General features: G+C 70.4%; 22 protein-coding genes. 3 read left to right on the forward strand and 19 right to left on the reverse strand.

Annotated elements, in window-relative coordinates; translation table 11 throughout:
* Positions 1-135: 135 nt before the first annotated feature.
* From EIL87_RS14290 to ftsY, 18 genes are all read right to left on the reverse strand, one after another.
* Positions 136-459, reverse strand: coding sequence for a DUF2469 domain-containing protein (locus EIL87_RS14290; RefSeq protein WP_125091006.1), 324 nt, complete (start codon positions 457-459; stop codon positions 136-138).
* Positions 460-492: 33 nt separating this feature from the next.
* Positions 493-1,212: a ribonuclease HII gene (locus tag EIL87_RS14295; protein ID WP_233576241.1), complete on the reverse strand. Its 720-nt coding sequence runs from the start codon at positions 1,210-1,212 to the stop codon at positions 493-495.
* 40 nt (positions 1,213-1,252) lie between these two features.
* On the reverse strand, positions 1,253-2,158 hold the full coding sequence (gene lepB, locus EIL87_RS14300; RefSeq protein ID WP_125091008.1) for a signal peptidase I: 906 nt from the start codon (positions 2,156-2,158) through the stop codon (positions 1,253-1,255).
* 227 nt (positions 2,159-2,385) lie between these two features.
* Positions 2,386-2,745: a 50S ribosomal protein L19 gene (rplS, locus tag EIL87_RS14305; protein WP_125091009.1), complete on the reverse strand. Its 360-nt coding sequence runs from the start codon at positions 2,743-2,745 to the stop codon at positions 2,386-2,388.
* A 195-nt stretch (positions 2,746-2,940) separates the two neighbouring features.
* Entirely contained in the window at positions 2,941-3,732 is a 792-nt protein-coding gene (trmD, locus tag EIL87_RS14310; RefSeq protein WP_125091010.1) for a tRNA (guanosine(37)-N1)-methyltransferase TrmD, read from the reverse strand.
* A 167-nt stretch (positions 3,733-3,899) separates the two neighbouring features.
* A complete protein-coding gene (gene rimM, locus EIL87_RS14315) occupies positions 3,900-4,460 on the reverse strand; it encodes a ribosome maturation factor RimM (RefSeq protein WP_125091011.1) in 561 nt (186 codons plus the stop codon).
* A gap of 5 nt (positions 4,461-4,465) precedes the next feature.
* Entirely contained in the window at positions 4,466-4,705 is a 240-nt protein-coding gene (locus EIL87_RS14320; RefSeq protein WP_093413382.1) for an RNA-binding protein, read from the reverse strand.
* A complete protein-coding gene (rpsP, locus tag EIL87_RS14325) occupies positions 4,702-5,178 on the reverse strand; it encodes a 30S ribosomal protein S16 (RefSeq protein WP_125091012.1) in 477 nt (158 codons plus the stop codon). The genes EIL87_RS14320 and rpsP overlap by 4 nt, the downstream gene beginning before the upstream one ends.
* Before the next feature lie 177 nt (positions 5,179-5,355).
* The gene (locus EIL87_RS14330; protein WP_125091013.1) at positions 5,356-6,111 is read right to left on the reverse strand and encodes a CPBP family intramembrane glutamic endopeptidase; all 756 of its coding nucleotides are present in this window, start codon (positions 6,109-6,111) and stop codon (positions 5,356-5,358) included.
* Positions 6,112-6,240: 129 nt separating this feature from the next.
* A complete protein-coding gene (locus tag EIL87_RS14335; RefSeq protein WP_125091014.1) occupies positions 6,241-6,999 on the reverse strand; it encodes a CPBP family intramembrane glutamic endopeptidase in 759 nt (252 codons plus the stop codon).
* A 142-nt stretch (positions 7,000-7,141) separates the two neighbouring features.
* On the reverse strand, positions 7,142-8,212 hold the full coding sequence (locus EIL87_RS14340; RefSeq protein WP_125091015.1) for a metal-dependent hydrolase family protein: 1,071 nt from the start codon (positions 8,210-8,212) through the stop codon (positions 7,142-7,144).
* Positions 8,209-9,771, reverse strand: a complete 1,563-nt coding sequence (ffh, locus tag EIL87_RS14345; protein ID WP_125091016.1) for a signal recognition particle protein — start codon at positions 9,769-9,771, stop codon at positions 8,209-8,211. The genes EIL87_RS14340 and ffh overlap by 4 nt, the downstream gene beginning before the upstream one ends.
* A 333-nt stretch (positions 9,772-10,104) precedes the next feature.
* Positions 10,105-11,844: a DEAD/DEAH box helicase gene (locus EIL87_RS14350; protein WP_125091017.1), complete on the reverse strand. Its 1,740-nt coding sequence runs from the start codon at positions 11,842-11,844 to the stop codon at positions 10,105-10,107.
* Between the two features lie 295 nt (positions 11,845-12,139).
* On the reverse strand, positions 12,140-12,721 hold the full coding sequence (locus EIL87_RS14355; protein WP_233576242.1) for an AAA family ATPase: 582 nt from the start codon (positions 12,719-12,721) through the stop codon (positions 12,140-12,142).
* Between the two features lie 481 nt (positions 12,722-13,202).
* Entirely contained in the window at positions 13,203-13,541 is a 339-nt protein-coding gene (locus tag EIL87_RS14360; RefSeq protein WP_125091018.1) for a P-II family nitrogen regulator, read from the reverse strand.
* The gene (locus EIL87_RS14365) at positions 13,538-14,875 is read right to left on the reverse strand and encodes an ammonium transporter (protein WP_125091019.1); all 1,338 of its coding nucleotides are present in this window, start codon (positions 14,873-14,875) and stop codon (positions 13,538-13,540) included. The genes EIL87_RS14360 and EIL87_RS14365 overlap by 4 nt, the downstream gene beginning before the upstream one ends.
* Before the next feature lie 120 nt (positions 14,876-14,995).
* A complete protein-coding gene (locus EIL87_RS14370) occupies positions 14,996-16,213 on the reverse strand; it encodes a CynX/NimT family MFS transporter (RefSeq protein ID WP_233576243.1) in 1,218 nt (405 codons plus the stop codon).
* Between the two features lie 245 nt (positions 16,214-16,458).
* Positions 16,459-18,000 carry a signal recognition particle-docking protein FtsY gene (gene ftsY / locus EIL87_RS14375; RefSeq protein ID WP_125091020.1) on the reverse strand — a complete coding sequence of 514 codons (1,542 nt, stop codon included), beginning with the start codon at positions 17,998-18,000 and terminating at the stop codon, positions 16,459-16,461.
* A 126-nt stretch (positions 18,001-18,126) separates the two neighbouring features.
* Here ftsY and EIL87_RS14380 point away from each other — a divergent pair, with 126 nt between their 5' ends.
* Together EIL87_RS14380 and EIL87_RS14385 are read left to right on the forward strand one after the other, a co-directional pair.
* On the forward strand, positions 18,127-19,311 hold the full coding sequence (locus EIL87_RS14380; RefSeq protein ID WP_125091021.1) for an anhydro-N-acetylmuramic acid kinase: 1,185 nt from the start codon (positions 18,127-18,129) through the stop codon (positions 19,309-19,311).
* A gap of 8 nt (positions 19,312-19,319) precedes the next feature.
* On the forward strand, positions 19,320-20,819 hold the full coding sequence (locus EIL87_RS14385; RefSeq protein ID WP_125091022.1) for a sodium:solute symporter: 1,500 nt from the start codon (positions 19,320-19,322) through the stop codon (positions 20,817-20,819).
* Positions 20,820-20,981: 162 nt separating this feature from the next.
* On the opposite strand, the gene EIL87_RS14390 is transcribed toward EIL87_RS14385, so the two are convergent.
* Positions 20,982-21,635: a hypothetical protein gene (locus tag EIL87_RS14390; protein WP_125091023.1), complete on the reverse strand. Its 654-nt coding sequence runs from the start codon at positions 21,633-21,635 to the stop codon at positions 20,982-20,984.
* A gap of 199 nt (positions 21,636-21,834) precedes the next feature.
* Between EIL87_RS14390 and EIL87_RS14395 the strand changes: the two genes are divergently transcribed.
* Positions 21,835-22,170 (forward strand): zf-HC2 domain-containing protein, encoded by a 336-nt coding sequence (locus tag EIL87_RS14395; RefSeq protein ID WP_158628642.1) that lies wholly within the window; start codon positions 21,835-21,837, stop codon positions 22,168-22,170.
* The last annotated feature ends 64 nt before the right edge of the window (positions 22,171-22,234 follow it).

Genomic DNA, 22,234 nt, shown 5'->3' on the forward strand with positions numbered 1-22,234 from the left:
ACCTCAACCGGCACCGCCGCGAGTTCTGAGCGACGTCGTGGCGAGCCGACCCCGCCCCGCACCGGCGCACACCCAGAGGTGGGCACGGAGCAACTGCGCTCTCCCCGTCCGCAGGTTCCTGGCCCTCACCAGGGACTAAGCCCCGAAGGGGCCGTTCTCCGGGAGACGGAGGTCCGGCTTGTCCAGCTCCTCGACGTTGACGTCCTTGAACGTGATCACCCGGACGTTCTTGACGAACCGCGCTGGGCGGTACATGTCCCAGACCCAGGCGTCGGACATCGACACCTCGAAGTAGACCTCCGAGTCTGAGTTGCGCACCTGCACGTCCACCGCGTTGGCCAGGTAGAAGCGCCGTTCGGTCTCCACGACGTAGGTGAACTGACCGACGATGTCGCGGTACTCCTTGTAGAGCTGCAGCTCCATCTCGGTCTCGTACTTCTCGAGATCCTCGGCGCTCATCGCTGTGCGAGCCCTTCTGCGTTTCCGTTCGGACTACAACGCTTCATTGTCCACCACATCCTCCGTCGAGGCATCGAACAAACCGGGCTTGCTGGTCACAGCGCGCGGCGAGCGCATCCCGTGCCGCGTGGCGGCCGCCACCACGTTGGCGTAGGACCAGCGGTGCTCGACGCACGGGCCGTGCTCGGTCAGCCGCGCCGTGTGCAGCGGGGTGCAGTAGCCCTTGTGCTCGTCGAAGGCGTAGCCCGGGAACTGCTCGTGCAGCTCACCGGCCATCAGGCGGTCCCGGGTGACCTTGGCCAGCACCGAGGCCGCCGCCACGCACGCGGCCACCAGGTCACCCTTGACGACCGCGACGCTCGGCGTCGCCAGACCCTGCACCTTGAAGCCGTCGGTCAGCACGTAGCCCGGGTGCTCGGTGAGCTGCGCGACCGAACGGCGCATGCCCTCCAGGTTGGCCACGTGGATGCCCAGCGCATCGACCTCCTCGGCGGGGATGACCACGGTCGAGCAGCTCAACGCGCGGGCGGTGATGCGGTCGTAGAGCCGCTCCCGGTCCGCCTCGTTCAGGACCTTCGAATCGGTCAGGCCGTCGAACCGCTTCCCGTCACCCGGCTTGAGCACGCACGCCGCGACCACCAGAGGGCCCGCGCAGGCTCCTCGACCGGCTTCGTCGACACCGGCGACCGGGCCCAACCCCCGGCGGTCCAGGGCGCTCTGCAAGGCCCAGTTGCCACTGCTGCGTCGGATCACCGACCGAGGTGGCCGGAAGTCCGTCACCGTCACTTCGAGGTCACTCCGACTGCCGTTGCTTGGTCACTGCACCGACGAGCCTACGACCCACCCACACGGTGGGGAACGCCGCAGCGAACCCGACCCCCAGCGGCAGCCCGCCCTGCCATGCCGGCGCACCCAGCGCCGCCGACTGCGGGTTGGGCTCCGGGATGCTCTGCCAGCGGGTCGGCGGGAGCACGATGACCTGGGCCTTGCCGATCACGTTGTCGACCGGGACCGCACCGTTGATGCCACCGCCGCCTTGCACGCGGGAGTCCGAGGAGTCGTTGCGGTTGTCACCCATCACCCACAGGTGCCCCGGAGGCACGGTGACCGGTGCGAACTCGTCCTGGCCGACGCCGCGGCCCGGCTCCCAGTACAGGTAGGGCTCGTTGAGCGGCTTGCCGTCGACCAGCACCCGGTTCTGCGGGTCGCAGCACTCGACGGTCTGGCCGCCGACGGCGATGACCCGCTTGACGAAGTCCTTCTCGTCCGGGGCACCGAAGCCCAGCAGCGACGCAGCGCCCTGGAAGAAGCCGGCCACCGGGTTGGTGGTCTCCTCGCTGGTGAACTCGTTCTGCGCCCACGCCTGAGGGCCGCGGAAGACCACGACGTCGCCGGGCTCGGGGTCGGAGAAGCGGTAGGAGACCTTGTCGACCAGCACCCGGTCGTTGTTGCAGCCGGTGCAGCCGTGCAGGGTCTGCTCCATCGACTGCGACGGGATCACGTACACCCGGGCCAGGAACGCCTGGATGAGGACGGTGAGCACCAGGGCGGTGACGATCAGGATGGGCAGCTCCACCCAGAAGGAAGACTTCTTCTTGCCCTTCTGATCGGGCTGGTGAGCCGCTCCGCCGGAGGCACCTCCCCGGTGCTCCGAGTCGTGGGGCTCTTCCGCTGATCCGCTGCGCATGACGTCGGCCACGCGGCCAGGCTACTCGAACCGCGAGCGGGGGCGTCGCGCTGCCCCGGCGCGGCGGCGCGGGAACCCCGTCCGGTGATGCCGCGATGACGTGCTCCTTCGCGGATCATGCCGGTCCAGCGGCGCCTCCCGCGAGATGTCGGCCTGCGCCGATCACCCGAAGGTGGAGAAGAGGGAGGGCCCGGGTGCGATCGCACCCGGGCCCTCCGTTACTGCTCGTCTCGCGTCGATCAGGACGCCGAAGCGGTCTCCCGCTTCTCCTTGATCTTCGCGGCCTTACCGCGCCGGTCGCGCAGGTAGTACAGCTTCGCCCGCCGAACATCACCGCGAGAGACGACCTCGATCTTCGCGATGTTCGGGGTGTGCACCGGGAAGGTCCGCTCCACACCGACACCGAAGGAAACCTTGCGCACGGTGAAGGTCTCCCGGATGCCATCGCCCTGGCGGCGGATGACAGCGCCCTGGAAGACCTGAGTCCGCTCGCGCGAACCCTCGATGACGCGGACGTGAACCTTCAGCGTGTCACCGGGCCGGAAAGCCGGGATGTCGGAACGCAGCGACTGGGCGTCCAACGCGTCCAGGGTGTTCATCGGTGGTCCGTCCTCATCCGTGTCGAAGGCACCCGTGTTCTCACATGTCGATGACCCGACCTGGAAGGTGGGCACCGCCCGACACGGGGTGAACTTGCTCTTTGCGCATGTCGAACCGGTCTGCTCGACCGCATCAACCTGTCCAGTGTGCCAGACCCGCGAATCGCGCCTGATCGGGCCCCTGCAGCCAGGAGCTCAGCGCGACGCGTCTCCGGTCCCACTGGAGTCGTCGGAAGCATCCGACGCGCGTAGTTTATCGAGCTGCTCCCGGTCAGCCGCATCCAGGTCCCCTTCCGGCAGGGCTGCGAGCAGCTCCGGCCGCCGGTGGTAGGTGCGCTCCAGGGCCTGATCGCGCCGCCAGCGGGCGATCGCGGCGTGGTTGCCCGACCGCAGCACGTCCGGGACCGGGCGGTCGCGCCACACCTCGGGGCGCGTGTAGCAGGGGCCTTCCAGCAGGCCGTCGGAGAACGAGTCCTGCTCCGCCGACTGCGGGTTGCCCAGCACGCCGGGGAGCAGCCGGACCACGGCTTCGATCATCGTCAGCGCGGCGACCTCGCCGCCGACCAGCACGTAATCGCCGATGGAGACCTCTTCGACCGGCATCCGGGTGGCCGCGTCGTCGATGACCCGCTGGTCGATGCCCTCGTAGCGACCGCAGGCGAAGACCAGCCACGGGTCCTTCGACCAGCGCACGGCGGTCTTCTGGTCGAACGGGCGGCCCGCCGGGGTCGGGACGACCAGGCGGGGTGTGACGTCGCGGCCGGAGCAGACCTCGTCGAGGGCCTCACCCCAGACGTCGGGCTTCATCACCATGCCCGGGCCCCCGCCGTAGGGGCTGTCGTCGACCGCGCGGTGCACGTCGTGGGTCCAGTCGCGCAGGTCGTGCACACCGACGGAGATCCGCTCGCGCTCGATGGCCTTGCCCAGCAGCGCTTCCCGCAGCGGGTTCAGGTAGTCGGGGAAGATCGTGATGACGTCGATGCGCATGGTGGCCTCGTCTGGAGAACGCCCGGTCCACGGGCGTGACTGCGGTGGGAGCGGCGGCGTTCGCACCCGAGCGACGTGCGCCGCCGCGGGACGTGCTGGGCGGCTACCTGCAGCGTGGCACCTGAGCAGGCGCGTTCAAGCCCCGCAGGACGACCGCGCTCCCAGGTCTACTCGAGCAGGCCTTCGGGCGGGTCGAGCACGACCTTCCCGGCGTCGACGTCCACTTCGGGGACGATCGCCGCGACGAAGGGCACCAGCGCCTCGCGCTCGCCCTTCTCGGCGTCCGGGTCCTCGACCGCGATCGAGAGGAGTTCGCCGGCCGGGGAGTGCAGCACGTCGCGCACCACACCCACCTCAGAACCGGAGACCAGGACCGCGCGGAGCCCGATCAGCTCGGTGTCGTGGAACTCGTCCGGGTCCTCGGGCGACTCGGCCTGGTCGGCGGAGACCGTGAGCAGCGCTCCGCGCAGCTCCTCCGCGGCGTCCCGGCCGTCCACGCCCTCAGCGCGCACCAGAAGCCGCCCGGCGTGCTGCCGGGCGGCTGTCACGGTGAGGCTCTGCGCGCTCTTCTTGCCCTGACCGGACCGGTGCTTCAGACCGAGCACCGACCCGGGAACGAACCGCAGCTCCGGGCTGTCGGTGAGCACCTCGACGACGAGCTCGCCCCGCACGCCATGCGGTCGCACCACGCGCCCCACTGCGAGGGCCTCCGGCTGGAGTTCGTTCATGCTGGTCAGCGGTCGGTGTCGACCACGTCGACCCGGATGCCACGACCACCGATGCCGGTCATCACGGTGCGCAGGGCCGTGGCGGTGCGACCACCACGGCCGATGACCTTGCCCAGGTCGTCCGGGTTGACGTGCACCTCGAGGGTGCGACCACGCCGGGTCGTCAGCAGCTGGACGCGGACATCGTCGGGGTTGTCGACGATGCCGCGAACCAGGTGCTCAAGCGCGTCCGAGAGGACTGTCACGCCTGACCGTCCTCGGACTTCTGCTCGTCAGCGGCCTCGGCCTTGGTCTCGTCGGCCTTGTCCTCAGCCTTGGCGTCGGACTTCTTGCCACCCTTCTTCTTCGGGGTGGTGGCCTCGACGGTCGGCTCCTCGCCGGCGGCTGCCAGAGCCTCTTCGAACAGCTCCTGCTTGCTCTTCTTCGCCTCGGCGACCTTGAGGTTGCCCTCGGCACCCGGCAGGCCCTTGTACTTCTGCCAGTCGCCGGTGATCTCCAGGATGTTCTGCACCGGTTCGGTCGGCTGCGCGCCGACACCCAGCCAGTACTGCGCCCGCTCCGAGTCGACGACGATGCCGCTCGGGTTCTCCTTCGGGTGGTACTGGCCGATCGTCTCGATGACCCGGCCGTTGCGACGGGTGCGGGCGTCCGCGACGACGATGCGGTAGTGCGGCTCCCGGATCTTGCCGATCCGCGCGAGCTTGATCTTCACAGCCACGGGTGCTGGTGCTCCTCAGACTCTCATTGGTGCTCCGGTGAGCGATGCGCAAACCGCGTGGGGCAGCGATTCGCAAAGCTCGTAGGTCATATCGCCAGCGAGGGGTGAGAGGGACCCCGCGCAGCGAACAGCAACTCATTCTGCCAGACCGCACCCCGAACGGGCCTGCGGGGTCGCTCAGGTGGGCATCAACCCCAGGGACACGAGCAGCAGCCCGAGGGCGGGCAGGAAGTTGTTGACCTGGTGGGCGATCACACTGGCGGTGAGGCGGCCGGTCACCATCCTGGCCAGCCCGATCGGGATGGTGATCACCAGCAGCAGCCAGGTGCGGGCGGGTTCCAGGTGCCCGATCGCGAACACCGCCGTGCTCAGCACGAACACGTTGAGCTGGCTCCAGCGCAGCCGCTCCATCGCACCCCACAGCAGGCCGCGGTAGAGCAGTTCCTCGCACAGCGGTGCGACCAGCCAGACGTGCAGGAACACCAGCACCGCCACCACCGGCGGCAGCCGGACGCCGTCGAGGAGGCTGCTGACCGTGGACGTCTGCCCCGGATCGGCGAAGTGGGTCCACACCGCGGTGGCGGCCGTGGTGGTCACCAGCCCGACCCCGCCGATGGCCAGCCCGGTCCGCACGTCCGACCAGCGCCACTGCAACCCGAAGTCCAGCAGCGGACCGTTGCCGCGCAGCACGGTGATGAGCACGGCCAGGCCCCCGGCCAGCAGGGTGGGCAGCACCAGCATCAGCACGACCGACCAGACGCCCGGTGTGCCGAACGCGGCGGCCAGCACCACCGAGGTCAGCACGAAGACGCCTTCGGCCAGGAAGAACGCCCCGAGCCCCCAGCGGTGCGTGCGCACCGGCGGGTCGGCCACCCAGGTGCGGCCGGAAGGTGCGGGCTCGCCGGCCACCCCGGGTTCTTGTGTTGAGCGCACGTGCCCCCTCCGCAATGCCGAACGGCGGGTCGACGACCCGCGTGACGATGTCGGCTGACACCGGCGGAAGCCGTCAGGCTATACCGGAACCCGGCCGTGCCACGATCACCACGAGGTGGGGCGGGGTGTTCATCCGGCCACAGCGAACAGCAGGAGGGCGGGCAGGAAGTTGTTCGTGGCGTGGGCGACCATGCTCGCGGCGACCCGCCCGGTGATGAGCCGGGCCATGCCGATGGCGAGTCCCCCGACGAACAGGACAGGGGTGCGCCACGCCTCCTGGTGGATGAGCGCGAAGATCACCGAGGTGAGGATGAGGATGGCCACGCGCGGGATCCGGTAGTGCTCCATGGCACCCCACAGCGCGCCGCGCATGAGCAGCTCCTCGGTCAGCGGGGCGCCCAGGAAGGCGAACAGGGCGAACAGGAACAGCCAGACGGTCCGGTCGCCCTGCATGAGCCGGGACAGGTCGGTCTCCGGCGGCGGACCGGTGAGCGCGATGATGACCAGCGTCGCCATCCAGGACCCGAACAGCGCGCAGAGCCCGCACACCAGGCCGACCTTGAAGTCGCGCTTCCTGGGCACGATGCCGAAGTCGGCGCGCAGGCCATGCCCGCGCCACCACGAGAAGATCGCCGGCACCAGGCCGAGCAGGATGTTCGGTGCGAAGGCGAGCAGCAGCAGCGGACCGGTGTTGGGCGGCTGCGCCGGGTCGAACCCGCCCTCGGGCTGGGGCTTGACGGCCCCCAGGACCACCACGGCCAGGTAGTAACCGCCGTAGCCGAGGAAGAACGCGGCGAAACCCCAGGCCAGCGAGCCGCGCCGGGCCGCTTCCAGCCGCGCTTCCCAGAACGTGCGGTACAGGTCGGCGGAGCCGTCCACCCGGTGCATCGGCTGAAGGTACGGATCCCGCTTCTCCCCCACAAGACGCTCCCCTCGACACCTCAACCCTAAGCGCTCGCACACGGGGTCGCCGTGTTCGCCAGGCGAGGTGGAAACGATTGCGGTGACCGTTCCCAGCGTGTTCGAAGGGTCAGAAGACCTTGCCGCCTAGGAGGATTCGCTTCGGGTCGCGGAGGGCGTCCAGGTCCTTGCGCGGATCGGCCTCGTAGCACACCAGGTCGGCGGGAGCACCGTGCTCGACGCCCGACCAGCCCAGCCACTCGCGGGCGCCCCACGAGGCGGCGCTGAGGGCCTGCTCGGTGGACATGCCCACCCGGTTGAGCGCGGCGACCTCGTCGGCCAGCACGCCGTGCGGGATGCCGCCGCCGGCGTCGGTGCCCGCGTAGACCGGGATGCCCGCCTCGATGGCCTTGGCCACGGTGGCGTCGGCCCGCTCGTAGAGGGCGTTCATGTGCGAGGCGTAGTCCGGGTACTTCGTCGCAGCGGCGGCGAAGCCCGGGAAGTTCTCCACGTTGACCAGCGTCGGAACCAGCGCGGTGCCGCGTGCGGCCATCAGTTCGACCGTCTCGTCGGTCAGCCCGGTGCCGTGCTCGATGCAGTCGATGCCCGCCTTGACCAGGCCGGGCAGGGCGTCCTCGCCGAACACGTGAGCGGTGACGCGAGCACCGAGCCGGTGCGCGGTCTCGATGGCCTCGGCCAGCACCTCGTCGCTCCACAAGGGAGCCAGGTCGCCCACCGAACGGTCGATCCAGTCACCGACGAGCTTGATCCACCCGTCGCCGTAAGCGGCCTGCTCGGCGACCGCGGACGGCAGGTCCCGCTCGTCCTCGAGGTCGTCGGACAGCTTCGGGATGTAGCGCTTGGGCCGGGCCAGGTGCTTGCCCGCGCGGATGATGCGCGGCAGGTCGTCGCGCTCCTGCAGCGGCCGGGTGTCGATCGGCGCGCCGCAGTCGCGGAGGAGCAGGGTGCCCGAGTCCCGGTCGGTCTCGGCCTGGCTCGCGGCCTCGTCGAGCTCGACCGGGCCCTGGGTGCCGATGCCGACGTGGCAGTGCGCGTCGACCAGCCCGGGCAGCACGTAGCCGCCGTCGAAGACGGTCTCGGCTCCGGCGACCGGTTCCAGCGAGATCCGGCCGTCGACGATCCACAGGTCCCGCTGCGCGCCCTCGGGCAGCACCGTGGCGCGCAGGTGCAGCGCGGTCACTTGTCCTTCTTGTCGAAGTTGAGCTTCGACGGGTCGAAGCCCGGCGGCAGCTGGTTCGCCGTCGGGTCCAGCTTGGACAGGTCCGGGCCGGCACCGCCGCCCATGCCGGGCATCCCACCCGGAGGCAGGCCGGGCAAGCCACCGGGCATGCCCTTCATGCCCTTCGGCGGGGTCGGGCCGCCCTTGCCCTTCTTGCCCTTCTTCCCCTTCTTGCCCTTGCGGTTCTTGCTACCGCCGCCTCCGCCGCCGAAGCCGCCGAACTGGCCCGCCATGCGCTGCATCATCTTGCGGGCCTCGAAGAACCGGCTGACCAGGTCGTTGATGTCGCTGACGGTCACACCGGAGCCGCGCGCGATGCGCTGGCGGCGCGAGGCGTTGATGATCTTGGGATCGGCCCGCTCGGCCGGGGTCATGCCGCGGATGATCGCCTGGATGCGGTCCAGCTGCTTCTCGTCGAAGTTGGCCAGCTGGTCCTTCATCTGACCCGCGCCCGGGAGCATGCCCAGCAGGTTCTGCAGCGGACCCATCCGCCGCACCGCCTGCATCTGCTCCAGGAAGTCCTCCAAGGTCAGCTGGCCGGTGCCCAGCTTCTCCGCGGCCTTCTCGGCCTGCTCCTGGTCGAATGCCTGCTCGGCCTGCTCGATCAGGGTGAGCACGTCACCCATGCCCAGGATCCGGTTGGCCATCCGGTCCGGGTGGAAGACGTCGAAGTCCTCCAGCTTCTCGCCGCTGGAGGCGAACATGATCGGCTGGCCGGTGACCTCGCGGACCGACAGCGCGGCACCACCGCGGGCGTCACCGTCGAGCTTGGTCAGCACCACGCCGGAGAAGCCCACGCCGTCGCGGAAGGCCTCGGCGGTGTTCACCGCGTCCTGACCGATCATCGCGTCGAGGACGAACAGGACCTCGTCCGGCGTGACCGCGTCCCGGATGTCGGCGGCCTGCTTCATCATCTCCTCGTCGACACCCAGCCGTCCGGCGGTGTCGACGATGACGATGTCGTGCTGCGCGCGCTTGGCCTCGTCGATGCTGTCGCGGGCGACCTGCACCGGGTCGCCGACGCCGTTGCCCGGCTCGGGCGCGTACACCGGGACCCCGGCGCGCTCGCCGACGACCTGCAGCTGGTTCACCGCGTTCGGCCGCTGCAGGTCGCAGGCCACCAGCATCGGCGTGTGGTTCTGACCGGACAGCCACTTGGCGAGCTTGCCCGCCAGCGTAGTCTTACCGGAACCCTGCAGACCCGCGAGCATGATCACCGTCGGCGGGTTCTTCGCCAGCTCCAGGCGACGGGTCTCGCCGCCGAGGATGGTGACGAGCTCCTCGTTGACGATCTTGACGACCTGCTGCGCCGGGTTCAGCGCCTGCGAGACCTCGGCACCCTTGGCCCGCTCCTTGACACCCTTGATGAACCCGCGCACGACGGGGAGCGCCACGTCCGCTTCGAGCAGGGCGATGCGGATCTCCCGCGCGGTGGCGTCGATGTCGGCTTCGGACAGCCGCCCCTTGCCGCGCAGGTTCGTCAGGACCGAGGTGAGCCGGTCGGAGAGTGTGTCGAACACGGGTTCACGGGCTCCAGAGTCGATGAGGGTGTACCTGGGTACCTGTCTGAGGGTAACCGGCCCGCGCCGAGCATCGGCGCGGGCCGGTTACCACCGGAGGTTCCCGATCAATTCAGCTTGGGCTCCACGACCAGTTCCGCGCACGAGCGGCGCAGCCGGAAGGTTCGCGGACCACGCTCGCAACCGGCACCGCCGCGGGTTCTGACACGTCGTCTGGCGAGTACGCGCGACGCCGTGCAACGGGCATGCATCAGGAGTGGCGCGGAGTCCAGACGGCGTGTCAGCTCCCGCTACCTGCACCGCCACGCAGAACGAGCGGTGACAGGCGATTCCTCAGGCGCCCGTGTGGCGGAGGTCCCTCTTGGGGCCCGTGCGGTGCTGCGGGGAGCGCTGGCCCGCGGACTGGCCCTTCCGGTGCGGGCGCGGCTTGTTGTCGCGGTCCCGGCCACCGGCGGGGCGGCGCGGACGGCGACTGATGATCTCCCCGTCGGCGCGGGTGATCTTCAGGCCGCGGCCGGCGACCTGGGTGGTGCGCAGCTTGCTCAGCAGCTCCTCGGGCAGGTCCGCGGGGAGCTCGATCAGCGTGTGCTCGTTGCGGATGTCGATGTGCCCGATGTGCTTGCTCGGCACACCGCCCTCGTTGGCCAGCGCACCGACCAGCGCGCGCGGCGTGACCCGGTTCCGGCGGCCGACCTCGACCCGGTAGGTGTCGGTGTCGCCGTTGCTGCCGTGGAAGGCCGCACCGTTCTGGCGCACCGGCTCGGACTCAGGCTCGAGCAGCAGCGGCCGGTCGCCCTGGGCCATGGCGGCCAGCGCGGCCGCGATCTGCGAAGCGGGCACGTCGTGCGTCCGCTCGTACTCGTTCACCAGCTCCTGGAAGACCTCCAGGCCGCCCTTGGCCAGCGTGTCGGTGATGCTCTGGGCGAACTTGGCCAGCCGGCGGTCGTTGACCGCGTCGATGGTCGGCAGCTCCATCTGCTGGATCGGCTGACGGGTGGCCCGCTCGATGGCGCGCAGCAGGTGGCGCTCGCGCGGGGAGACGAACAGGATCGCCTCACCGCTGCGCCCGGCACGACCGGTGCGGCCCACGCGGTGCACGTAGGACTCGGTGTCGTGCGGGATGTCGTAGTTGAGCACGTGCGAGATGCGCTCGACGTCGAGACCGCGGGCCGCCACGTCGGTGGCCACCAGGATGTCGACCTTGCCGTCGCGCAGGTGGCCGATGGTGCGTTCGCGCTGGGCCTGGGCGATGTCGCCGTTGATGGCCGCCGCGCTGAAGCCGCGGGCCTGCAGCTTCTCCGCGAGCTCCTCGGTGAGCTGCTTGGTCCGCACGAACACGATCATCGCGTCGAAGCTCTCGACCTCGAGGATGCGGGTCAGCGCGTCCAGCTTGTTCGAGGGCCGCACCGGCACGTGCCGCTGGTTGATGTTGGTGGCCGTGGAGGTCTTGGTCTTGACCGAGATCTCCGCCGGGTCGTTCAGGTAGTTCTGCGTGATCTTGCGGATGCCCTGCGGCATCGTCGCGGAGAACAGCGCGACCTGGCGGCGGGCCGGGACCGACTGCAGGATCTTCTCGACGTCCTCGATGAAGCCCATGCGCAGCATTTCGTCGGCCTCGTCGAGCACCAGGTTCTTCAGCTCGGTCAGGTCCAGCGACCCCTTCTCCAGGTGGTCGATGATCCGGCCGGGGGTGCCCACGACGACGTGCGCACCGCGGCGCAGGCCCGCCAGCTGCGGGCCGTAGCCGGTGCCGCCGTAGATCGGCAGCACGTGGAAGCCGGGCAGGTGCGAGGCGTAGCGCTGGAAGGCCTCGGAGACCTGGATCGCCAGCTCACGGGTCGGCGCCAGCACCAGGGCCTGCGGCTTGGTGCTGGTCAGATCGATGTTGGACAGGATCGGCAGCGCGAACGCGGCGGTCTTGCCGGTCCCGGTCTGCGCGAGGCCCAGCACGTCGCGGCCTTCCAGCAGCAGCGGGATCGTCTGCTCCTGGATCGGCGACGGGGCCTCGTACCCGATCTCGTTCAGCGTTTTCTGGACGCGCTCGTCGAGGTCGAGTTCAGCGAAAGTAGGCATGCGGAACGCAGGTCTCCCTAGGTGGGTCGTCGGGGGGCTGATCGCGGAAAGGTCCGGCGCCACCCCGTGCGTGCTGACGAGGTCGTGCGTCCACTCGGTGGCGTGCGGCGAACCTGAGGGACTCCGCTTGCGCTTGTCGAACCGCGCGCTCCACCCGACGCACACCCTGTTGCCAGTGACCCGCAGCTCGAAAAATCTCAGCCTGGCGCAGCGACATCTGGCCGCAGCACCGGGTCTCCAGAGTAGTCATCACGATCAGTTGATGTCGGCCCGCCCCCACCCAACGGGACGTAGGTCACGTCTCGACGTCCAGCCGCAGGCCACCGGCCACCTCGGAGCGGGTGAACAGGTGCACCCGCCGCCAACCGGGCAGCGGGCGGCCCGCGAGCAGGCGCTCGTGCATCCGCTCGGCGCGCCGGACGTGCCGGCGGAAGGAACCGGACCGGATCACCCTGCCCCGCGCGAGCTGGCCGTCGAGCGCCGAGCCGGCGTCGACGTGCAACCACAGCAGGACGGTGCGCCGCCCGGTCAGCCAGGCGAACAGGAGCAGCACCAGCCGGGTGGTCGCCCGGGTCGCGGGCTCGTGCGCGACGACCGGACCCGAGCTGACCAGGCAGGCCCAGGCGATCCGGGAGCGGTGCACCAAGTGCACCACCGGCCGGTAGTAGCGGTACGGGACGTCCGGCGAGAGCTCCCGCAGCCGGGTGCGCACCTGCTCGGAGTCGAGCCGGACGACGTCCTCGGCCGCGTGCATCTTGGCCAGCACCGTGCTCTTGCCGGCGCCCGGGACGCCGGCGAGGACGACCAGCGAGCGTCGGCCGACCCGCACGGAAGGGGTCGGGTCGGCGGCGAGGGGAGAAACGTCCGGGATGTCCACGGCCGCTCCAGGTTACGCGGCGTCGATCTTGGATGAACGAGATTGGAGGACTCACCCGCCGCAGTGCTGGACAGCGCCGGCGGGCGAGGCCACGCGGAGGCGGCGGCTCCGGTCACGCGCTCCCGGTCTGGCGTGAGAAAAGGCGGCCCGCTCCCCCAGGGCGGGCCGCCTCGTGCGCTCCCGGGTACCGCACCCGGCCTTCCACGCGGGAGGCGCACCCCCTCGCCTCCCACGCACCCCCTGCGATCGCGGCCACTCCCGACGAGCCCGCCCGACCCCCAGCACGGGCGCGATCTCCGGGTCTCCCCTGATCGCCGCGTCGCACTGAGAAGTCTGCCCGCACCGGCGTTCTCGCGAGACCGTGACAATGCCCGAGTACGCCTGCGTAGTTGTACGCACCCGCACCGGGGGAACCTGCCAACGACGGAGGGCGCCTCCCGACCCGTGGTCGGGAGGCGCCCTCCAGCGCTGCTCCGGGAGCTCAGATGGCGGCCACCCCGGTTTCACCGGTGCGGACCCGCACAACGGTCTCCACGGCGGTGACCCAGACCTTGCCGTCGCCCACCCTGCCGGTGCGGGCGGCGTTCACGATCCCGTCCACCACCTTGTCGACGTCGGTCTCGTCGACGAGGACCTCGACGCGGGACTTCTCGACGAAGTCCACCGAGTACTCCGCACCCCGGTAGACCTCGGTGTGGCCCTTCTGCCGGCCGTAGCCCTGCACATCGCTCACGGTCATGCCCAGCACGCCGATCTTGCCGAGCGCCTCCTTCAGGTCGTCCACCTTCTGCAGTTGGACGATCGCGGTCACCATCTTCATGCGCGGCTTCCCTCCAGCTTCCGGTCTTCGAGCTCTGCCGGAGCCGAGGCGCGGCGACCGGAACGGTCATCGCCGAAGTGGTAGGCGGTCTCAGCGTGCTCGGTCTCGTCGATGCCCGCTGCCTCGTCCTCCTCGGTCAGCCGGAAGCCGACCACCGCCTTGACGAGGTAGGCCAGCACCAGGCTGAGCACGAAGGAGTAGACCAGGACCGCGACGGCTCCCACGGCCTGGCGCCACAACTGGTCGAGTCCGCCGCCGTAGAACAGCCCGGCCACTTCCGCCGGCGCTTCCGCCGAGGCGAACAGCCCCACCAGCAGCGTGCCCATCAGACCGCCGACCAGGTGCACGCCGACGACGTCGAGCGAGTCGTCGTAGCCGAACTTGAACTTGAGGCTCACCGCCAAGGCGCAGACCGCGCCCGTGATCGCGCCGACCGCGATGGCGCCCAGCGGCGTCACCGAGGAGCAGGCCGGGGTGATCGCGACCAGACCGGCCACGATGCCCGACGCGGCACCCAGCGTGGTGGCGTGGCCGTCGCGGATGCGCTCCACGAGCAGCCAGCCCAGCATCGCTGCGCTCGTCGCGACCAGCGTGTTGACCAGCACGAAGGCCGCGGTGTTGTCGGCGGCCAGCGCCGAGCCGGCGTTGAAGCCGAACCAGCCGAACCACAGCAGGCCGGCACCGAGCACGACGAACGGCAGGTTGTGCGGCTTGCCGACGCCCTTGGGCCAGCTCGTGCGCTTGCCCAGCACCAGGACCAGGGCCAGCGCCGCAGCACCGGCGTTGATGTGGACCGCGGTGCCACCGGCGAAGTCGATCGCGGCCAGCCGGTTGGCGATCCACCCGCCGACGGCGGTCACGCCGCCCGCCTCGTCGGTGTCGTCGAAGTCGAAGACCCAGTGGGCGACCGGGAAGTACACCACGACCGCCCACAGGGCAGCGAACAGCAGCCACGGACCGAACCGCGCGCGGTCGGCGATGGCGCCGGAGATCAACGCGACCGTCAGGATCGCGAACATCGCCTGGAAACCGACGAAGGCCAGCGACGGGATCGTGTCGGACAGCGAGTCCTCACCCAGCAGCCCCGACAGGCCGAAGTTCTCGAAGGGGTTCGCGAGCAGGCCCACGCCACCGACGTCGGTGGAGAAGGCCATCGAGTAGCCGAACAGCACCCACAGCACGCCGATCACGCCAATCGAGCCGAGGCTCATCATCAGCATGTTCAGCACGCCGCGGGACCGGACCATGCCTCCGTAGAAGAACGCCAGACCTGGTGTCATCAGCAGGACCAGAGCGGCGCTCACGAGCACCCATGCGGTGTCGCCTGAATTCACATTGCCTCCCCGTGCGAACCGAGTTGGCCGCATCATGGGAAATGCCTGTTTCAGGCGAACCGTCCTGCTGTTACGGCGGCGTGAAAGGGGACACGCCGGCGGTTACGTCCTGTTGACACGTCACGCCCGTGCGCGGTCGACCACAGACGGGACCTGCACCGGCCGTCCGACCGAGAGCCCGCACGCGAGCCAGCCCGCTGCGCAGCCGAGGATCAACGCCAGCGGTAGCGCCCACGCGCCGGTGACGTCGTGCAGCAGGCCGATGAGCAGCGGTCCGGCCGCGGCGATGAGGTAGCCGCCGCCTTGCGCCATGCCGGACAGGGCGGTGGTGGTGTCGCTGTCCGGCGAGCGCAGCCCCAGCAGGGTCAGCGCGAGGCCGAACGCGGCGCCCTGCGCCAGGCCGAGCACCGCGACCGCGGGCCACAGCAGCGCCGTCGGGCCCAGCAGGATGCCGCCGAAGCCGGACATGAGCATCAGCGCCAGGACGACGATGATCGGCCGCTGGTCGTGCATCCGCCGGCACAGCACCGGGATCGACATCGAGCCGGCGGCCTGGATCGCGGCCTGCACGCCCAGTGCCAGGCCGGCCAGGCCCGGGCTCATCCCGCGGCTCTGCAGCATCGTCGGCAGCCAGCCGAACACCACGTAGGCCAGCGAGGACTGCAACCCCATGAAGAAGGTGACCTGCCAGGCCAGCGGGCTGCGCCAGAGGAGGCCCGGGCTCACCGGCTTCGGCGCGGCGACCGCGCTGCCGCGCACCGCGACCAGGCTGATCACCAAGGCCACGAGCACGGGCACGGCCAGCAGACCCAGCGGAGCCCGCCACTCGGAACCCAGCGCCTCGCCGATCGGCACCACGGCGGCGGCCGCCACCGCCCCGCCCAAGGTCAGGCACATCGTGTAGACGGCGGTGACCACCGGGACCCGGTGCGGGAAGTCCCGCTTGATCAGACCGGGCACCGCCACGTTGGCCACCGCGATGCCCGCGCCGACCACGACCGTGCCCACCAGCAGCGTCGGGATGTCGCCGAAGGCGCGCAGCGAGTTGCCGACCAGCAGCACCACCAGGCAGCCCAGCAGCACCCGCTCGTCGCCGAAGCGCTGCCGCAACCTCGGCGCCACGAACGCGAACGCGCCCAGGCACACCACCGGCAGCGTCGTCAGCACGCCGCTGAAGGTGCCGGTGACCCCCAGGTCGCGCTCGATGCGCTCCAGCAGCGGCGCCACCGCGGTGAACGGCGGCCGCAGCGCCACGGCCACCAGCACGACCACGACCACGGTCACCACGGCGGTGACCCGCTGGGTCCGCGGCGGCCTCCCCTGCACTCCGGTGCCCACGCAACATCCCTCTCTCGAGCAGTCAGCACAGCGTGACCGCCCTGAGCAGCCAGCCTCCGCTCAACCCAACTACACCGCACAGCGCGGAAGCACCCTCCCGCTTGGTGAGTCTCTGCACATCACGGCGCGGAAATCCGCCGAATCCACCCAATCCGCCCCAAAGCCAGCGACCAGGGCGAACACCCGGCCGAGGAACGCGAGAGCCCCCGACGCCGCGGTGGCTGCCGGGGGCACTCGGAGGAGGGTCAGTTCAGCAGGGCGTCGACGAAGGCGCCCGGTTCGAACGGCGCCAGGTCGTCGGGGCCCTCGCCGAGCCCGACGAGCTTGACCGGGACGCCGAGCTCGCGCTGCACCTGGAAGACGATGCCGCCCTTGGCGGTGCCGTCGAGCTTGGTCAGCACGATGCCGGTGACGTCGACGACCTCGGAGAACACCCGGGCCTGCATCAGCCCGTTCTGGCCGGTGGTGGCGTCGAGGACCAGCAGGACCTCGTCGACCTGCGCCTTCTTCTCGACGACGCGCTTGACCTTGCCGAGCTCGTCCATCAGGCCGGTCTTGGTGTGCAGCCGGCCGGCGGTGTCGACCAGCACCGCGTCCACGGCGGTGTCGCTGCCGCGGCTGACGGCCTCGAAGGCGACGCTGGCCGGGTCGGCGCCCTCGTTGCCGCGCACGACCTCGGCGCCCACGCGCTCGCCCCAGGTCGCCAGCTGCTCCACGGCGGCGGCCCGGAAGGTGTCGGCGGCGCCCAGCAGCACGTGGCGGCCGTCGGCGACGAGCACCCGGGCCAGCTTGCCGGTGGTGGTGGTCTTGCCCGTGCCGTTGACACCCACGACCAGCAGCACCGCCGGCTTGCCGCCGTTGGCCGGGTCGCCGTGCGGCAGGGCGCGCACGGAGCGCTCCATGTCCTGGCCGAGCGCGTCGACGAGCACCTCGCGCAGGACCGTGCGGGCCTCCTCCGGGCTGCGGACGGCGCGCGAGGCGATCTCGGAGCGCAGCCGCTCGGTGATCTCGGTGGTGGTGGCCGCGCCGAGGTCGGCCATCAGCAGGGTGTCCTCGATCTCCTCCCAGGAGTCCTCGTCGAGGTCACCCGCACCGAGCAGCCCCAGCAGGCCCTGGCCGAAGGTCGAGCGGGACCGGGAGAGCCGTCCGCGCAGCCGCTCCAGACGACCCGCGGTGGGCTCGATCTCCTCGGGCTCGACCACGGGGGTCTCGGGTTCCGGCGGAGCGGCCGGCTTCTCGGCCTCCGGCTCGACCGCGGGCTTCTCCGGTTCCGGCGGAGCGGCCGGCTTCTCGGCCTCCGGCTCGACCGCGGGTTTCTCCGGCTCCGGCTCGACCGCGGGCTTCTCCGGCTCCGGCGGGGCAGCGGGCTTCTCGGCCTCCGGCGGAGCGGTGGCCTGCTCGGGAACCTCCGGCTGGGTGACCGGCTCGGCCGTCGCGGTCTCGTCGGGGAGCTCGACGTCGACGATGCCGCGCCGCTCGGTGTCGCGCGGGACCGCCGCGTCGTCGCCGACGCCCGGTTGGCCCTCCACCTCGGTGCGCTCGTCGACCGGGTGCACCGGCGCGGCGGGATCCGCCGCCTCCGGCTCAGCGGTGGCGGCGCCGCTGGCGAAGCTGATGCCGCCACCCGCTTGGTAGCCGCCGCCCTTGACCTGGGTGCGGCGTTCGGCTTCGTCCTTCTCGCGCAGGCTGATCCGCCGCCGTCGGTTGAGCACCACACCGGCGACCACGGCGAGAGCCAGCACCACCGCGACAACGACGATGATCAGGATCAGGTTTGAGGTGGTCACCCGCTCATCCTCCCACCCGCTCCGACCGATCCGGCCAGGCACCTGCTGCGCGGTCGTGTGAGCAATTCACCAACAATGAAGGCGAAGTGCTTGCCTTTTCATGGCCGGGTGCAATACACCACAGGTATGCGCTGGTGGCGAGTGGTGGGACTGCTCTCGGGGACGTCGATGGACGGCATCGACGTGGCCGTGGCCGATCTGCGGCTCGACGGCGAGTCGATCGAGCTCCGCCCGCTCGGCGAGGAAACCTGCCACTACCCCACCGACCTGCGCGAAGAGCTCCGCCTCGCGCTGCCTCCCGGCGACCTCGACGCCGAAGCCCTCTGCCGGTTGGACACGCGCGTCGGCCAGGCCTTCGCCGACGCCGCACGCACGGGTGCGGAGCTGGCCGGTGGCAGCGCCGACTTCGTCGCCTCGCTCGGCCAGACCCTCTTCCACTGGGTCGACGGCGGCCAGGCCCGCGGCACCCTGCAAATCGGCCAGCCCGCCTGGATCGCCGAGGCCACCGGCCTCCCGGTGATCTCCGACCTGCGCGCCCGCGACGTCGCCGCCGCCGGGCACGGCGCTCCGCTCGCCGGAGTCCTCGACGCGCTCTGGCTCGCGGGCGACGACTCCCAGGGGACCCAGGTCGCCCTCAACATCGGCGGCATCGCCAACATCACCGTGGTCGGAGGCAGCCGACCGCTCGCCTACGACACCGGGCCCGGCAACGCCCTGATCGACCTCGCCGCGCAGCAGCGGACCGGCAGGCCCCAGGACACCGACGGGGCGTTGGCCGCAACCGGAACGGTGCACGGGGACCTGCTGAAGCTCCTGCTGGCCGACGAGTACTACCGGCTGCCCGCCCCGAAGTCGACCGGCAAGGAGCACTTCGGCTCCGCCTACCTCACCCGGGTGCTCCAGGAGCTCGGCGAACCGGTCTCCGACGGCGACCTGCTGGCCACCCTGACGGAGCTGACCGCGCGCACCATCGCCGACGCCTGCCGCGCTGAAGGGGCGGGGCGCGTCGTCGTCGCGGGCGGCGGGGTGCACAATCCTGTGCTGCTGACCGCACTGCGCCGCTCGCTGGACGTCCCGGTGCTGGTCAGCGACGAGCTCGGGATGCCCGCCGACAGCAAGGAGGCCCTGCTCACCGCCCTGCTCGGCTTCCTGACCTGGCACGGGCTCCCCGGCAACACACCCGGGACCACCGGGGCGGTCGGCCCCAGGATCCTCGGCAGCATCACACCCGGCGCCACTGGATTGCGGCTGCCCGAACCAGCCACCACACAGCCCCGGCGGCTGATCATGCGATCAGCCGCGACGAACTAGGAGGCCAGATGCGATCGCTCGACCTCGTCGTGATCGGGTTGTACCTGATCGCGATGCCGGCCCTGGGATTGCTGCTCAGCGGCAAGCAGAAGAGTTCCCAGGACTACTTCGTCGGCGGGCGCACCCTGCCCTGGTGGGCGGTGTGCTTCTCGGTGGTGGCCACCGAGACCTCGACGCTGACGGTGATCAGCGTGCCGACGGTCGCCTACCTCGGCAGCTTCACCTACCTGCAGCTGGCCATCGGCTACCTGATCGGCCGCGTCGTGGTCGCCTTCGTGCTGCTGCCCCGCTACTTCGCCGGGAACCTGGTCAGCGCCTACGCCTTCCTCGGTCAGCGGTTCGGCACCGGCCTGCAGGGCACCGCGTCGGTGACCTTCCTGGTCACCCGGCTGCTGGCAGACGGCTTGCGGCTGTTCGCCACCGCGATCCCGGTCAAGGTCATGCTGGCGGCGTTCGACGTGCACCTGGCGTACTGGCAGATCATCGCCCTGCTGTCGATCCTGACCGTGATCTACACCTACTTCGGTGGCATCCGGGCCGTCGTGTGGGTGGACGCGATCCAGATGTGCGTCTACGTCGGAGGTGCCGTCCTGGCCGGGTTCGTCCTGGCGGGCAAGCTGCCCGGTGACTGGTTCTCCACCGCCCTGGCCGAGGGGAAGTTCCAGCTGTTCGACTTCTCCTCGTCGGTCATCACCGACCAGTACGCGTTCTTCACCGCCGTGATCGGTGGCGCGGTGTTCGCGATGGCCTCGCACGGCGCCGACCAGCTCATGGTCCAGCGGCTGCTGGCCTGCAAGGACCTCAAGGACGGGCGGCGGGCGCTGATCGCCAGCGGTGTCGTGGTGGCCCTGCAGTTCGGGCTGTTCCTGTTCATCGGCACCATGCTGTGGTCGCTCTACAAGGGCGCCACGCCTGATGCGATGGGCCTGTCCAGCTCCGACGAGCTGTTCCCGCAGTTCATCGTCAACGAACTGCCACCGGGCGTCTCGGGCCTGTTCATCGCGGGCATCCTCGCCGCCGCGATGAGCACCCTCGGCTCCTCGCTGAACTCGCTGTCGACCTCGACCGTCAGCGATCTCTACCAGCGGCTGTCGAAGAAGCCGCTCAGCGACGCCTCGGTCCTGAAGATGGGCAAGGTGTGGACGCTGGTGTGGGCCGTGGTCTTCGTGGTGTTCGCCTCGATGTTCACCAGCACCGAGAACCCGGTGGTCGAGGTCGGCTTGAGCATCGCCAGCTACACCTACGGCGCGCTGCTGGGGTCGTTCCTGCTGGGGCTGCTGGTCAAGCGCGCCCGGCAGGCCGACGCGATCATCGCCTTCGTCTCGACCATCGCGGTCGTGCTGGTGTTCGTCGTCGGCGTCAGCTTCCCCGACGGCGAAGGGGGCGAGACCTCGCTGGCCTTCCCCTGGTACACCCCGCTCGGCGTGATCGTCACCCTCGCGGTCGGCGGTCTGCTGTCGCTCCGCCACAGCCGCACCACCGAGGAAGCGGAGCGCGAAACCGTCTGACCCCGCTCCCACAGCAAACCGGATGGCCTCGGTGATCGGCACTCGGACCACCGAGGTCATCCGGCGCCCGGGAGAAGGCACCCCGACCACCACGGCGCACCCCGGCGATCCGGACTCCGACCAGATGGGCCGGCCGGTCTCAGGACGTGCAGAACCGCGTGATCAGAGGGTCAGCGGCAGCAGGCCGGCGAGCAAGACCAGGACGAACACGGCGATGCTCACGCCGATCATCAGGCCGAAGCCGGGGGTCTCCTGCGGCGTGGGGCCGATCGCGCCGTCGATGAACGCGATGGCCGGCGCCCGGTAGTAGACGTCGAGCTGCTGCCCTGCGCCGACCGGGATCACCGCGGTCGCGTTGCCGACCTTCCACAGGTAGTTCACGTGCACCTGGATCTGGTGCTGCCCCGGCGGGAGGTCGATCGGGTTCTTGCCCCAGGTCAGGTTCGGACCCGGCTGTCCGTTGATCGTCACCTGCGGCTTGAACAGCAGGAACGCCCACGCCAGCCAGTGGTGCGAGCAGTCGATCAGCAGCCGGCCCATCCCGGGAGGAGGCGGCGGGAACTGCGGCGGCAGCTGCTGCTGGGGCATCTGCTGCGGCGGCATCTGCTGCATCGGTCCGGACTGCGGGTAGCCGGGCGGCATGCCCTGCTGCGGGTAGCCCTGCGGCGGCGACTGCGGGTAACCCTGCTGCGGGTAGCCGGAAGGCATCGGTTGCTGCGGCATGGGGCCGGAAGGCGGGCCGTACCCGGGCGAATGCGGGTAGCCCTGCTGCGGATACGGCGACTGCCCTGGCGGCGGGCCGTACGGGTTGGTCATCACGATCTCCTAGTGCCTGCCTCGGTCCCCGCGCTCGGGGTGGTGCTCGCGGAAGCACGACGCCGACGCCTCGCCCGGTGAGATGCCGGATCACGCACATCTTCGCGCATCCGTTCCCCTCCTCCCAAACCCCGGTCGACAACACCTGGGCACAGCCCTTCAGGACCGCCGACCACGCGCCGATCACACATCAATGGGGATGATCATCCGCACCGGGCGGGCTGGAACGGGGACCACGCACAGCACCGGGCACGAGCGGTTCCAGGACTTGCTGAGCGCCTACGCCACCGGCGACCTCGACGACGTCGAGTGGCTGATGATGCGCACCCACCTCTCCGAGTGCGCCCACTGCCAGGCCCAGATGAGCCGCCCGCCGCTGTGGAACCGCGCCGCTCCTCGGCTCATCACCTCTGAGCACGAGGTTCCGGACCGATCGGCGCGCGACGCCGCCCCCGGTTGGACCGTCGCGCTCGGCGTGGTCCTGGTGGCCACCCTGGTCGCCTTCGGAGTCGGCTACGCCCTCGGCGGCAGCTAGCTCAACACATGCGGCGGTAACCGCTCCGTCAGATGTGGGCCTCAACCGCCATCGCCGCAGGTTC

It is taken from the genome of Saccharopolyspora rhizosphaerae, assembly GCF_003931915.1.
GTDB lineage: Bacteria > Actinomycetota > Actinomycetes > Mycobacteriales > Pseudonocardiaceae > Saccharopolyspora > Saccharopolyspora rhizosphaerae.

Bases quoted from the DNA above. Each gene is read 5' to 3' on its own strand.
- EIL87_RS14290 (WP_125091006.1), bottom strand. From the start codon at position 459: ATGAGCGCCGAGGATCTCGAGAAGTACGAGACCGAGATGGAGCTGCAG.
- rplS (WP_125091009.1), bottom strand. From the start codon at position 2,745: ATGAACACCCTGGACGCGTTGGACGCCCAGTCGCTGCGTTCCGACATC.
- trmD (WP_125091010.1), bottom strand. From the start codon at position 3,732: ATGCGCATCGACGTCATCACGATCTTCCCCGACTACCTGAACCCGCTG.
- rimM (WP_125091011.1), bottom strand. From the start codon at position 4,460: ATGAACGAACTCCAGCCGGAGGCCCTCGCAGTGGGGCGCGTGGTGCGA.
- EIL87_RS14335 (WP_125091014.1), bottom strand. From the start codon at position 6,999: ATGCACCGGGTGGACGGCTCCGCCGACCTGTACCGCACGTTCTGGGAA.
- EIL87_RS14350 (WP_125091017.1), bottom strand. From the start codon at position 11,844: ATGCCTACTTTCGCTGAACTCGACCTCGACGAGCGCGTCCAGAAAACG.
- EIL87_RS14360 (WP_125091018.1), bottom strand. From the start codon at position 13,541: ATGAAGATGGTGACCGCGATCGTCCAACTGCAGAAGGTGGACGACCTG.
- EIL87_RS14380 (WP_125091021.1), top strand. From the start codon at position 18,127: ATGCGCTGGTGGCGAGTGGTGGGACTGCTCTCGGGGACGTCGATGGAC.
- EIL87_RS14385 (WP_125091022.1), top strand. From the start codon at position 19,320: ATGCGATCGCTCGACCTCGTCGTGATCGGGTTGTACCTGATCGCGATG.
- EIL87_RS14390 (WP_125091023.1), bottom strand. From the start codon at position 21,635: ATGACCAACCCGTACGGCCCGCCGCCAGGGCAGTCGCCGTATCCGCAG.
- EIL87_RS14395 (WP_158628642.1), top strand. From the start codon at position 21,835: ATGATCATCCGCACCGGGCGGGCTGGAACGGGGACCACGCACAGCACC.